12 protein-coding genes are annotated in these 12,233 nt (G+C 59.5%); 5 read left to right on the plus strand and 7 right to left on the minus strand.

Features of this window, described 5'->3' with window-relative positions; all coding sequences use genetic code 11:
- A partial coding sequence (locus tag NW804_RS04875) for a phosphatidate cytidylyltransferase (RefSeq protein WP_414422992.1) occupies nt 1-249 on the plus strand: 249 nt, incomplete at its 5' end.
- On the opposite strand, the gene NW804_RS04880 is transcribed toward NW804_RS04875, so the two are convergent.
- On the minus strand, nt 239-685 hold the full coding sequence (locus tag NW804_RS04880; RefSeq protein ID WP_414401615.1) for a putative iron-sulfur cluster-binding metallochaperone: 447 nt from the start codon (nt 683-685) through the stop codon (nt 239-241). The genes NW804_RS04875 and NW804_RS04880 overlap by 11 nt on opposite strands.
- Before the next feature lie 44 nt (nt 686-729).
- On the minus strand, nt 730-1,155 hold the full coding sequence (locus NW804_RS04885) for a heavy metal-responsive transcriptional regulator (protein ID WP_414401614.1): 426 nt from the start codon (nt 1,153-1,155) through the stop codon (nt 730-732).
- Between the two features lie 168 nt (nt 1,156-1,323).
- On the opposite strand from NW804_RS04885, the gene NW804_RS04890 reads away from it, so the two are divergent.
- Nucleotides 1,324-4,062 (plus strand): valine--tRNA ligase, encoded by a 2,739-nt coding sequence (locus NW804_RS04890; RefSeq protein ID WP_414422993.1) that lies wholly within the window; start codon nt 1,324-1,326, stop codon nt 4,060-4,062.
- Nucleotide 4,063: 1 nt separating this feature from the next.
- Here the strand turns inward: NW804_RS04890 and cobN are convergent, their stop codons facing one another.
- The 4 genes from cobN to NW804_RS04910 form a co-directional block, all read right to left on the minus strand.
- On the minus strand, nt 4,064-6,268 hold the full coding sequence (gene cobN, locus NW804_RS04895) for a cobaltochelatase subunit CobN (RefSeq protein WP_414422994.1): 2,205 nt from the start codon (nt 6,266-6,268) through the stop codon (nt 4,064-4,066).
- An 80-nt stretch (nt 6,269-6,348) separates the two neighbouring features.
- Nucleotides 6,349-6,603: an SBBP repeat-containing protein gene (locus tag NW804_RS04900; RefSeq protein WP_414420910.1), complete on the minus strand. Its 255-nt coding sequence runs from the start codon at nt 6,601-6,603 to the stop codon at nt 6,349-6,351.
- A 248-nt stretch (nt 6,604-6,851) separates the two neighbouring features.
- Nucleotides 6,852-8,045 carry an SBBP repeat-containing protein gene (locus NW804_RS04905; RefSeq protein ID WP_414420909.1) on the minus strand — a complete coding sequence of 398 codons (1,194 nt, stop codon included), beginning with the start codon at nt 8,043-8,045 and terminating at the stop codon, nt 6,852-6,854.
- 358 nt (nt 8,046-8,403) lie between these two features.
- Entirely contained in the window at nt 8,404-9,510 is a 1,107-nt protein-coding gene (locus NW804_RS04910; RefSeq protein ID WP_414422995.1) for a dockerin type I domain-containing protein, read from the minus strand.
- A gap of 179 nt (nt 9,511-9,689) precedes the next feature.
- On the opposite strand from NW804_RS04910, the gene NW804_RS04915 reads away from it, so the two are divergent.
- Together NW804_RS04915 and rpmB are read left to right on the plus strand one after the other, a co-directional pair.
- Nucleotides 9,690-10,046, plus strand: coding sequence for a hypothetical protein (locus NW804_RS04915; protein WP_414405094.1), 357 nt, complete (start codon nt 9,690-9,692; stop codon nt 10,044-10,046).
- 23 nt (nt 10,047-10,069) lie between these two features.
- A complete protein-coding gene (gene rpmB, locus NW804_RS04920) occupies nt 10,070-10,306 on the plus strand; it encodes a 50S ribosomal protein L28 (RefSeq protein ID WP_414395357.1) in 237 nt (78 codons plus the stop codon).
- Nucleotides 10,307-10,373: 67 nt separating this feature from the next.
- Here rpmB and NW804_RS04925 read toward each other — a convergent pair whose 3' ends face one another.
- Complete coding sequence (locus tag NW804_RS04925) at nt 10,374-11,102, minus strand: pentapeptide repeat-containing protein (RefSeq protein ID WP_414422996.1); 729 nt, start codon at nt 11,100-11,102, stop codon at nt 10,374-10,376.
- 173 nt (nt 11,103-11,275) lie between these two features.
- Between NW804_RS04925 and gshB the strand changes: the two genes are divergently transcribed.
- Entirely contained in the window at nt 11,276-12,223 is a 948-nt protein-coding gene (gene gshB, locus NW804_RS04930) for a glutathione synthase (RefSeq protein ID WP_414405096.1), read from the plus strand.
- The last annotated feature ends 10 nt before the right edge of the window (nt 12,224-12,233 follow it).

Genomic DNA, 12,233 nt, shown 5'->3' on the forward strand with positions numbered 1-12,233 from the left:
TATTACCTGGGCTGGCCGTGGAGCTGGTTGAGTGGGGGCATTCTGGGGTTTTTGATTGGGTTAACCAGCCTGCTGGGGGATCTCACCGAGTCCCTCATGAAACGGGATGCGGGAGTAAAAGACTCCGGGGATCTCATTCCCGGCCACGGCGGCATTTTGGATCGGGGCGATAGCTACGTCTTTACCGGGCCGCTGGTGTTTTACTTTATGGAATGTCTGGAATGGCTCAACGCCTATTTCAGCCAATAATCGGGTTTTGTTCCTCAGCCTTCCTTTGCTGCATCTCCAAGATGACTTGTCTGACGTTTTCCAGACAGCAAAATCCCTGCGGGTTGTTCACCTGACAGCCACAGCCCCTGGCTTTGATGTGGTCGGCAATCCCCTTGAGGATAGCCTGGGGCGTTTTGGATCCCTGGAGCTCTTGCCAAATGCGCCGGCGCGTCCATCCAAAACAGTAGCAGACAGGCACGTCCTCGCCACTTTCTTTTTGAAAGACGGGAACCTTGAGGTCGTCAACCCCAAAGCTCTGACCTTCCTCAGAAAAATAGACGACGGGGCAAAGGGGATCCCGACAAAACGCATAGCTGGCGTTAGCATTAAGTTGCTCCAAAGCCTGACAAGACAGAAGGCTCTTCAGCGTAATCAGTTGAACCGGGATCCCTTGCTCCCCGCTCTTTGGACACAAGGGCTGCCAAGCTTTAGCAGAAAATGGGAAAAAGGGTTCTCTTGTCATGGGTTATTAAGCTGTTGCTGTTGAAAGATAGCGCAAGAGGAACTTTTCTCCTGCTCAGAAAATTTTTGTTGACACTTTTCAATGAGTGTCGATAACTCCCCTCTAAGTTCCTGGAGATGGGCAATTGACTTGTCGATTTGTCTTAGTTTTTCAGTTAGCTTTACGTACACCTGCCAACAGGGCAGGGCTTGCCCGTTCTCCTGAAGCAGGAGCAATTCTTTGATCTCGGCCAGGGTAAGTCCCAAAGCCTTAGCGCGGGCAATGAAAGCTAGCCGCTCCAGCTCAGCTTCTCCGTAGAGGCGGTAGCCCCCCTCTGTCCTACGGGGCTTGGGGATGAGCCCCAGGCGCTCGTAGAAGTAGAGGGTTTGGGGGCTGATGCCCAACTTCTCGGCTACCTGACCCACCCGCAGCAGCTCAGACATGCCGGGTTCTCTACCCTCTCTCCAGAAGCTCTCTTAGTCTAAACCCTGTAGCTAACTACAGGGTCAAGAGGGATCCCCAGCAAAGCCCACCTCCCCAAAAGAGCCCGACGGCTGGGAGTAAGCTTGCTAACCTAGTTAGGGTAGTCCTTTGAGCAACCCAGCCTCCGCATGACTGCTGCACCTTCCCTCGCCAACCTGCCCAGCCAGTACAACCCCTTTGAGACCGAGCCCAAGTGGCAGCGCTTTTGGGAGGAAAAGGGGTTTTACGTGGCGGATCCCAAGGCGCCGGGGGAAGCCTTCAGCATGGTCCTGCCCCCGCCCAATGTCACGGGCAGCCTGCACATGGGCCATGCCTTTGCCTTTACCCTGCCGGATGTGGTGGTGCGCTACAAGCGCATGCGCGGCTACAACGTCCTCTGGCTGCCGGGCACGGATCATGCCAGCATTGCCGTGCACACCATTCTGGAAAACCAACTGCGCCAGGAGGGCAAGAGCCGCTTTGACCTGGGCCGCGAGGCTTTTCTAGAGCGGGCCTGGGCTTGGAAGGAGAAGTCGCAGGGCACCATCAAAAGCCAACTGCGGCGGCTGGGCTTGTCGCTGGACTGGACACGGGATCGCTTTACCCTCGATGAGGGGCTGAGCCGGGCCGTTACGGAAGCCTTTGTCCGCCTCTACGAAGCAGGGCTCATCTATCGGGGCGAGTATCTGGTCAACTGGTGTCCGGCCACCCAGTCGGCGGTCTCCGACATCGAGGTGGACAACAAAGAGGTCAAGGGCCACCTCTGGCATTTCCGCTACCCCTTGGCCGCCGACCCCAGCCAGTACCTGGTGGTGGCCACCACCCGCCCTGAGACAATGCTGGGGGATACAGCCGTGGCGGTTAACCCCCAAGACGAGCGCTACCGCCATCTCATCGGCCAGTTCATTCGGCTGCCCATCAAGGATCGCCTTATCCCCATCATTGCCGACGAGTATGTGGATCCCACCTTTGGGTCTGGATGCGTCAAGGTTACCCCAGCCCACGACCCCAACGACTTTGAGATGGGCCAGCGCCACCAGTTGCCCTTGATCAACATCCTCAACAAGGACGGCACCCTCAACGAGAACGGGGATCCCTTCACCGGCCTGGATCGCTTTGTGGCCCGCGAGAAGGTGGTGCAGTGGTTTGCCGAGCACGGCCTGCTGGAGAAGGTGGAAGAGTACACCCACACCGTGCCCTATAGCGACCGGGGGGGTGTGCCCATTGAGCCTTTGCTCTCCATCCAGTGGTTTTGCGATGTCTCGGGGATGGCAGCTCGTTGCTTGCAGGAGGAGCGGGAACACCACAACCCCCGCTTTATTCCGGAGCGCTGGACCAAGGTTTACACGGGCTGGCTGGAGAAGCTGCGCCCCTGGTGCATCTCGCGACAACTGTGGTGGGGGCACCAGATCCCAGCCTGGTATCCGGTCATCAACGGCCAGCTCCCTGAGGATCCCCAGGTTTTTGTGGTGGCTCGCAATGAGGAGGAAGCCTGGATCAAGGCGCGGGAGAAGTTTGGTCCAGAAGTTGAGCGGCTGGAGCGGGATCCCGATGTTTTGGACACCTGGTTTAGCTCAGCGCTGTGGCCCTTTTCCACGCTGGGCTGGCCAGAGGAGACGGAGGACTTCAAGCGCTACTACCCCACCTCCCTGATGTCGACGGGCTTCGACATCATCTTTTTCTGGGTGGCCCGCATGGCCATGATGGGGGTGCAGTTTACCGGCCAGATCCCCTTCAAAGATGTCTACATCAACGGCCTGGTGCGGGACGAGCACGGGGCGAAGATGTCCAAGTCCAAGGGCAACGGCATCGATCCCATCGAGCTCTTGGACAAGTACGGCACCGATGCCCTGCGCTACGCTCTGGTCAGGGAAGTGGTGGGGGCCGGGCAGGATATCCGCTTGGCTTACGACCGCAAGACCGGCGAGAGTGCCAGCGTGGAGGCAGCCCGCAACTTTGCCAACAAGATCTGGAACGCCTCCCGCTTTGTGTTGATGAACTTGGAGGGACAGACCCCCGCCCAACTGGGATCCCCTGTCCCGGAAGCGCTGGAGCTGGCCGATCGCTGGATCCTCTCCCGGCTGCACTCCACAGCCACCCAAGTGATCGAGGAGCTGGAAGCCTACGGCCTGGGCGAGGGGGCGCGGCTTCTGTATTCCCTAATTTGGGACGACTTTTGTGACTGGTACATCGAGCTGGCTAAACCCCGGCTGCGGGGAGAAGACCTGGCCTCCAAGCGCACGGCGCAGCAGGTACTGGCCACCGTGCTGGAGACCATTCTGCGGCTGCTCCACCCCTGGATGCCCCACGTCACCGAGGAAGTCTGGCAACTCCTCACCCAGGCTAACCAAACCACTTCCATCTCGGTGCAGCCCTATCCCACCCCTGACCCCAGCTGGGTTAACCCCCAACTGGAGCGGGAGTTTGGCTTGGTCACCCAAGTCATCACCAGCCTGCGCAACCTGCGAGCGGAAGCTGGCCTCAAGCCCCATCAAACCATCGCCGCGCTGCTGGTTACCGAGGATCCTGAAGAGCAGCAGATTCTCACCGCCGCCCAGGCCTATATCCGCGAGCTGGCCAAGGTTGAGTCGCTGGAGATTGCAGGATCCCTAGCCACGGAGCCCAGGCAGGTGGCGGCGGCCGTGGTGGGCACGGTGCAGGTGCTGGTGCCCCTGGCAGGGCTGGTGGACGTGGAAGCGCTGCGGGCCAAGCTGCAGAAAGACCTAGCCAAACTGGAAAAAGAGGCCCAAGGGATCCGCACTCGCCTGGAAAACCCCAACTTCTTGAGCCGCGCCAACTCTGACGTGGTGCAGGCTAGCCGCAAGCAACTGGCGGAGCTGGAGGCCCAGAGGCAGCTCTTGCAGGCCCGCCTGGAGAAGCTGGGCTAGGCTATGGCTTGTCCGGCCAGGGATCCGTCAGGTCGGCGGTCAAGGGATCCCAGTCCCATCCCCAGTCGCGGGCAATGGCTTGGGTAAGGCCCAGCTGTCCATGGCCGGGGTAGCGGGCTAGGGACACCAGAAGATCTACCAGTTGCTCGCCGCTGGGCATGCGGCCAAAGATGTGCAGCCCGTCCCGGATTTGGGATTCTTTGAGCTCGCAGAGATAGCCATCCAGGCGGTTCCAATCTTCCTCTTTTTCCAGGTTGAACTGCTGATCCAGGTGCTCTGAGCGGACCAGCTCCTCAATCTGGGCGCGAATGAGGGGACAGCGGCTGGGATCCAACTGTTGGGCCTGCACGTACTCATCCATCAGCCGCTCCAACTCTGCCAAGGGGCCGTACAGCTCGGCGCGCGTGAGGGGCGGGGTGAGGTGGTCGATAATTACGGCTTGGGCTCGCCGCTTGGCCTGGGATCCTTCCCCTGGATCGTTGACGATAAAAGGGTAAAAGTGGGGCAGGGGCCCCAGGGCAATCTCCGGGTAGCAGGTAGAGGAAAGGGCGGATCCCTTGCCGGGCAGCCATTCTAAGTTGCCGTGCTTGCCCACATGCACCACCGCCTGCACGCCAAAGACCTGCCGCAGCCACAGGTAAAAGGCCAAGTACTCGTGGGGGGGCACCAGATCTGGGGCGTGGTAGTTCAAAGAAGGATCCCGGTCGTAGCCTCGCGGCGGCTGGATGCCGACAAAAACGTGCCCTAGCTGCAGTCCCACCACGGGAATATCCTGAGAGGGCGGATCCCCCCATTGCCGGATGAGATCGGTTTGGATGGGCTCCGGCAAGCAGGCAAACCACTCGCGGTAAAGGTCAGCGGAAAGGCATTGCCGAGCCGGGCGCAGGGATCCCAGCGGGTCATAGGTTTGGCTTTGGGTTAGCCAGCCAATCAACTCATCGCCGCTCTGGGGCAGGGGGCCCACTTGGTAGCCGTTTTCCTTCAGGGCCTTGAGGATCTCGACGCAGCTAGCTGGCGTATCCAACCCAACTCCATTGGCCAGGCGTCCATCCCGACTGGGGTAGTTGGCCAAAATCAAAGCCAGTCGCCGCTGGGAAGGGGGAGTGCGCCGCAGTTTTACCCAGTTGGCTGCTAGATCGGCTACAAACTCCACCCGATCCGGCACCGCCTCATAGGCCACGACTTCCGTTTGCAAGCGGGGATCCCGCTGTTGAACAGCTTTAAAGGAAATGGCGCGGCTAATAATGCGCCCATCCACCTCGGGCAAAGCCACATTCATGGCCAGATCCCGCGCCCCCAAGCCCCGCGTCGAGTCCTGCCAGCTCTGCCGGGGTCCACTGCTGAGGATGACCTGCAAAACGGGCACATCCAACTCCTGCCATAGTTTCACATCGAGCTGCTGGCTGTCCAAGCGCGCTAGCGAAAAACTGGTGGTATTGAGCAACACCTCAATCTGGCCGCCAAAGTGATCCCGAAGGGCTTGAGGCAAGTCCGGGTCTTGAAGGCTATAGGTGTAAAGGCAAAAGGGCTGCAACCCCCGCTCCAGCAGGGCTCTGGCCAAAGCATCGATGGGCTGGGTGTTTCCCGCCAGCACATGGGCCCGGTAGAGCAAAATCCCCACCTTGGGAGCTGGGGAAGGAGCCGGCAGAGCGACAGGAGGGTGGTAGACCCCCAGGCGAGGCAACACTTGAGGATCCGGCACGGGATATTGGCGCCCCAAAAATTCCCTGGCTAGAAACAGCAGACAGGCCGCCACATTCTCCGCTCCCCCCTCCAGCCAGTACCGCCACACCCGATCCGCCACGCCCAGGGGCACAGTGGAATGGCTCACCAGATCCCAGTCAGGGCGATCATCGCCGGGAATGACAATTAGGGTGGATCCCGCCTCGGCTGCCACCTGTTTGGCCACCTCTAGGCCGTAGCTCCAGTAGGCCCTTCCCCCCAGCAGGCGAATGAGGATAACTTGAGCTTGCTGCAATACCTTCTCGGCGTAGTCGTCGATGCTCAGGGGCTGCTGCAAGTGCAAGAGATTGGCAGCCCGCACCTCCGGGAAGTCTTGGGGCAGAAGCGAAAGAGCCGCGCTCAGGGCGGTGAGATCCGTATCGGCTGCCGAAAGAACCACAAGGGGAGCCGGATCCTGCTCCAGAAAAATAACCCCGGACTGGGTGGGATCCCATCCTCCGGGCAAAGCTGCTATTCGGTGCATGGCCTAGCGCTAGGTGACCCTCATGCAACCTTTCTCAAGGTATGTCCTGACTAGCGACTGTACTTGAGCACAAAGGCATCTTAACCGCCAGCGCTCGACTGGCTGGGAAGGGCTCCCTCAGTGGATCCCGCTATCCAAACGTTCCCCTGGCCATCAACAGCAACGGAAGTGGCCTCGCCATGCTCAGAAGTTCCGAACTGGCGGAGCCAACCGACTGAATCCGAATCGATTGGACGGTCGACTGGATCTGAATCGGTTGAACGAGGACCGCAGGCTCCCAGAAAAATTGAACCGGCAAAAGAAGTCAAGGCTCCTAAAAGAGCTATCCTAAACACCCTTTTTTTTCATCTCTTCCAAATCCTTCCTTCCGGCCAAAGCCGCACCGCCCAAAGCTTAGCACGGCGTAGCTTTCTACGGCTGCCACCTATTTGGCCACCTCTAAGCCATCAAAATTGGCAGCCCGCACCTCCGGGAAGTCTTGGGGCAGAAGCGAAAGAGCCGCGCTCAAGGCGGTGAGATCCGTATCGGCTGCCGAAAGAACAACCAGGGGAGCCGGATCCTGCTCCAGAAAAATAACCCCGGACTAACGACCGTACTTGCGCACAAAGACATCCTTCATCCCAGCATGGGACTGGTCGGCAAGGGATCCCCAGGTTACGCCTGCCACCACGAGGTTGCCCTCTTGGCCTACAGCAATGGCCTGGATCCAGTCGAAGTCGGCGCTGCCAAACTGATGGCGCCAGAGCTCGCCGCCGTTGGCCTCGTAAAGGCGGACGAAGGCGTCGCTGCGCCTCGAGGAAGACCCCTGCGTGTGGCCTGCTACCCAAATCCTTCCACTCCCATCCACAGCAATGGCTAGGACGCGCTCCCCTTGCCCACCTGCAAATTGGCGGCTCCAGAGCTCGTTGCCGTACAGATCGTACTGATGGGCGAAGACCTCATAGGCCTTGGACGGATTCTTGCCCTGGGCGTAGCCTGCCACCCAAACCTTCCCCTCCCCTCCCACGGCCACGGAAAGAGCGCCGTCGCCTCCTCGGTGGGAAAACTGGCGCATCCAAACCTGGTTGCCACTGGGATCGTACTTGCAGACAAAGCCACCGGTTCTTGCGCGGTCGCGGACAAATCCGGCTATCCAGAGGTTTCCTGCCCCATCGGCAGCCAGGGCAGCGACCTGCTGGTGGGCTCCCAACTCGCGGACCCAAAGCGGCTTGCCGTTGGCGTTGTACTGGCGCACAAAGCTCTTGCCTGCCCCTGTTCCTGCAACCCAGACGTTGCTCTTGCCATCCACAGCGATGGCGATGACCTGGTCAGGCCCAGCGCTACCCAACTGCTGCGTCCAGAGCTCTCTGCCTTGGGGATCGTACTTGCGCAGGAAGATGTCTTCTTCGCCGGCATTGCTGTAGCCAGGGAAGGCACCGTGGGTCATCCCTGCCACCCAGGCATTCCCCCTCCTGTCCACTGCCAGGGCAACAACCTCGTCCGAAGCAGGGGTACCAAACTGCCGCGTCCAGAGCTCTCGGCCCTGGGCGTTGTACTTGCGCAAGAAAACGTCACTGCCCCCCGCAGAACTTTGGCCAGGAAGGCTTCCTTCGGTGATCCCTGCCACCCAGACATTCCCCTGCCCGTCCTCAGCAAGGGCGCGCGCCTCGTCGGAGGAAGGGGTGCCAAACTGGCGAGACCAAGGACCAGGATCCCGGCCACAGGCAGCTAGAAGCGCTGAGCTGGCAAGAGCCACACCAGAGAGAACCACCTTACTCAGCGCTTGCTTCCTGCCCATAGGCCCAGGCTGGCCGTCGGCAAAGGAACCTGTCCTCTCGATAGGGTAGCTATCCGCCTCTCTCCCCGCAACAGCCGTGGCATGTCTGGGCAAGCTGGGGCAGGTGAACTCCGGATGCCGCCGTACGGCCACGGCCCAAGGGTGGGTTTCACGTTCGATGGGCGGGCGGGGCGGATGAAGCTGTGGCGAATGGGCTTGCGACCTGCAGACACGTCCTCGAAGCATCCCCTTCGACGCTGACATAACGCACCCGCAAATGTTGGGAATCCTCTCCATAGGTGCTGGGGCAGAGGTAACAGCAGGCCATCTGCCCTTTCGGAAGGGCTTTGGCCAGGATCCCTAGCCAGCGCAAGTTAGGTTAGTTGCGGAGCTCAATCGTGACGTTGGCTAACTGCACATCGTCGTAATCCACCCACGCTCCACCCTGCTGGCTGAGGGGGTTACCTCCTAGCGGCAGTAGAATTTGCAGGGATCCACCAAAAAGAGGAATACTGACACGGGGGCCGCTGACGATCCCGCCTGTCTGAACCCAAGTTTTGCCAGTGCGCAGCGTTACGGTGTTTGAACCTAGGCGCAAGTGCTGTAGCGGCAGAGGGATGCGCAGGTCGTCTCCTCCTAGCTGAACTTGCTCAACTTCCACCCCATTCAGAAGGACTTGTAGAGGGGACATATCGGCGGTGGGGATCCGAGATTGGCCAGCCCGATAGGCAGCGGCAGTATCCAACCCAATCAGGGATCCAATCCGCAAAACCGGTGGGCGAGGCGGCAGGCGTTCCAAGGTGAAGGAGCGGGTCATCTCTACCGCTTGGGCAGGCCCTAGAAACTGGCTGGCAGCCGCCGACTCAGGCGAATACCGGTTATCGCCGAGGCGAATGACATTGGCCTCCAGCACCAGCGTAGTGTTGGGATCCCAGCGCTCCAACTGCAACTGCAGAGGTCGATCCCGGCCGATCTCTCCGTTGCCTGTGCTCTGGGAATAGGGCAAATAGTTCTCCAGCCGCGCCACCAAAATCTCTTCTGCCGGCAGCGGCCCTGGCAGGCGAAACCGCCCCTGGGCATCGGTGCGCACTGCAATCCCTGCCCCTGGGATGGCTACCTCCACCCCAGCCAAGGGCTGCCCTGTGAGGCGGTCCACCACCTGCCCAGAGTAGGCAGAATCCAACTGCACCTGTCCGGTGGGAGCTTCCGTAGCTGTCTGAAGGCGCTGCTGCAGAACCTGCCAATCGGCTTCCGTAATCCGCCCGTCCTGATCGACATCGGCAGCCAGGATCTGGTTGTCAGTCAGCCCCTGCTCCCCCCGCAAATAGGCCCCCAACAGGTTACGATCGTGCACCGTCAAACGGCCATCCCCATCCAGATCGCCCGGTTGAAAAGGCCGCGCTTGGGCAGAAGCCACGCCTATCCAAGCTAGAGCAAGGGATCCCAGCAGCAAGAGAGAAGGGGCTAGAGGGGAAACCCTAGACATCGCAACTTCCCCGGCGAGAGCTCTGGAAGGGGCTCCTTATGTTTTTTTAGCCCAGTTCATTTTCTCCCAGTTAGAACTGGCAGAGCCGGAGCAGAGTACTCTCGAGCCCAATTTTGCTTGCCTTTGGCTGCAGGAGCCAAAAACTTGATGGTAGGATAGCCGTGGTGACTTGCCGTCCTATGGCTCGATATTCTTGCACTGCCCAGCTTACGGGCTCGGCCGAGCAGTTGAGCGAAGCCATCCGCGCCCTTTTGGAGCGTTGCCAGCTCACCATCCTCCACCACAGTCCTGACTACTGGGTGGCTGGCGAGCCCCCCGGAAAAAACCCCTACACCAAGCTGGTAACCGTGGAAGTGTTGGTGGATCGCACTGGCCAAGGCCCCGACGGGCCTGTTCAGATAACTTGCATTGCCAAAAACGAAGAGCTGCCCCTGAGAAGCGTCAACCACTGCCAACAAACCTTTGCCCAATTGAGGGCAGAGCTAGCCCAGTTGCAAGCCCAACTTGCTGCCCAGCGGAAAGGCGCTATACAATAGCGGGGCTGAGTTGCTTGCCTCCTATGGCACGTCGCTGCCAACTGACCAACAAAAAGCGCAACAACGCCTTTGCCATCTCCCACTCTCACCGACGCACCAAGCGCTTGCAGGAAGTAAACCTGCAGTGGAAGCGCATCTGGTGGGAAGAAGGTAAGCGGTTCGTTCGTCTGCGTGTCTCCACCAAGGCCCTGAAAACCCTTAAGACCAAAGGGCTAGGAGCTATGGCCCGCGAGGCTGGCATCGACCTCAACCAATTTTAAGGCTTGGGATTCCGACCTCTACAGAACTAGGCCCCTAGGCCGACCTAGGATTTGTACCGGCAACAGCCTACAGCAGCCCAAACAGCTTGCGCGACTTAGGTCTTAGCCCTGCCAGCAGCGTGGTGAGAGTGTCCCGCTGGGTCAGCTCGTTGGTGCCGCTGGCGTGCTCAATCAAGAACTTGCGCATTTCCTCGGAGAGCTTGGCGTCGGTAAAGTCGGCGCCGACAAAGCTGGCCCCTTCGATTTGGGCTTCTTGCAGGTTGGCTCCCACCAAGAGGGCTTGGTCGAAGTTAGCCTGTTGCAGCTGACAACAAGCCAGGACTGCCTGCGAGAGGTTGCAGCGAAATAGGTTGGCTTGGCGAAAGTCAGCGGCAAAAAAGTCGCCTCCCGTTAGGTTGGCAGCCACCAAGCTGGCCTTATGAAAGATGGAGTGGCTGAAGTGGCCTTCCTGAAAGCTGCTTTTGTCCAGCTTGGCAGCGGTGAAGTTGCTATAGTCCCCTAGAGCCTGGCTAAAGCTGGATCCCCGCAAATCTGAGGCAGCAAAATTGGCCCGCTCCATCTCGGCGCGGCGAAAGTTGCACAGCCGCAGATCCGCCTGCTGCATGCTGAGCGAGCGCAGGTTGGCCCGCGTCAAGTTGGCCTTGGGCATCCGAATGCGGTCGAACAGGCCCCGCGAAAGGTAAGCGCCTTCGAGGTTGGCACCCACCAGGGAATGTCCTTGCCGCAGGGCTTCCAGCAGATCCCGCGTAGTTTCAATGCGAACCGGCTCCAAGGGTTGAGAAGAAGGATCATTCACGGGTGGGACGTTCCTCACCAACCAACCTAGCTGAGGACGGAGGGCTAATTACCAAGCTAGCGTTTGCGCCGCTTGCTGAGGTTAAGAGGATGTTAACAAAGCTAGCCCTGCTGAATTCGCTCAGATTTATTGCATACTCGGGGCAGCCTTTTGTTTGCGAACCCTAACCACCCATGCAGGTAGCCTTTATCGTCGATCCGCTGTCCCAGTTGCAGGTAAACCACGACACCAGCATTGCCCTGATGGAGGCGCTACAGCGACGAGGACACCGCGTTTTCTGTCTGGAATTGGGCGATCTCTACTGGGATCAAGGGGAAACGTGGGGGTCGGTATCCGAAATCGTGCTGGATCTAAAGGCGGATCCCTGGTATGAGGTCAAAGAACGGCGCCTGGTGCCCTTGAGTCATATGCAGGCGGTATGGATGCGCAAGGATCCGCCGGTGGATACGGCCTATCTCTACGCCACCTACCTCTTGGATCACCTCCCTCCCAGCCGTACCCTAGTGCTCAACCATCCCGCTGGCATCCGCTCGGCCAACGAAAAGCTCTACGCCCTGCAATTTAAGGAGTGGATCCCGCGCACCTGTGTTAGCAGCAATAAGGCCTTGCTCCGCCAATTTGTCGAGCAGGTAGGGCAGGCAGTGCTTAAGCCTCTGGGCGGCAAAGGGGGAGAAGGGATCCTACGGCTCACTGCCGGGGATCCCAACCTCAATTCCCTCATCGAGCTGAGCACTCAATTTGGCCGGCTGCCCGTGATGGTGCAAGAGTATTTGCCCCAGGCAGCAGCGGGAGATAAGCGCATTTTGTTGCTAGAGGGAGAACCTTTAGGTGCAGTCAACCGCGTCCCCAGCGAGGAAGATTTCCGGGGCAATGTGGCTGCTGGGGGTCGGGTGGAGAAAACTGAGATTACCGAAAAGGAACGGGCTCTCTGCGCAGCCTTGGCGCCAGTACTGCGCCAGGAGAAACTCTATTTTGTAGGCATTGACGTGATTGGCGAGCGGCTGACGGAGGTTAACGTTACTAGCCCAACCATGTTGCGGGAGATCAGTCAGTTGCAGGGAGTTGATCTGGCTAACCAAGTGGCCGAGTGGCTGGAGAAAAAGGTACCTGTTAAAACCTAAGCTAGCGTGC

This window comes from Synechococcus sp. WC10meta, assembly GCF_047461475.1.

Coding starts and splice junctions, on each gene's coding strand:
- NW804_RS04885 (WP_414401614.1), bottom strand. CDS start 1,155: ATGTCTGAGCTGCTGCGGGTGGGTCAGGTAGCCGAGAAGTTGGGCATC.
- NW804_RS04890 (WP_414422993.1), top strand. CDS start 1,324: ATGACTGCTGCACCTTCCCTCGCCAACCTGCCCAGCCAGTACAACCCC.
- cobN (WP_414422994.1), bottom strand. CDS start 6,268: ATGCACCGAATAGCAGCTTTGCCCGGAGGATGGGATCCCACCCAGTCC.
- NW804_RS04905 (WP_414420909.1), bottom strand. CDS start 8,045: ATGGGCAGGAAGCAAGCGCTGAGTAAGGTGGTTCTCTCTGGTGTGGCT.
- NW804_RS04910 (WP_414422995.1), bottom strand. CDS start 9,510: ATGTCTAGGGTTTCCCCTCTAGCCCCTTCTCTCTTGCTGCTGGGATCC.
- NW804_RS04915 (WP_414405094.1), top strand. CDS start 9,690: ATGGCTCGATATTCTTGCACTGCCCAGCTTACGGGCTCGGCCGAGCAG.
- rpmB (WP_414395357.1), top strand. CDS start 10,070: ATGGCACGTCGCTGCCAACTGACCAACAAAAAGCGCAACAACGCCTTT.
- gshB (WP_414405096.1), top strand. CDS start 11,276: ATGCAGGTAGCCTTTATCGTCGATCCGCTGTCCCAGTTGCAGGTAAAC.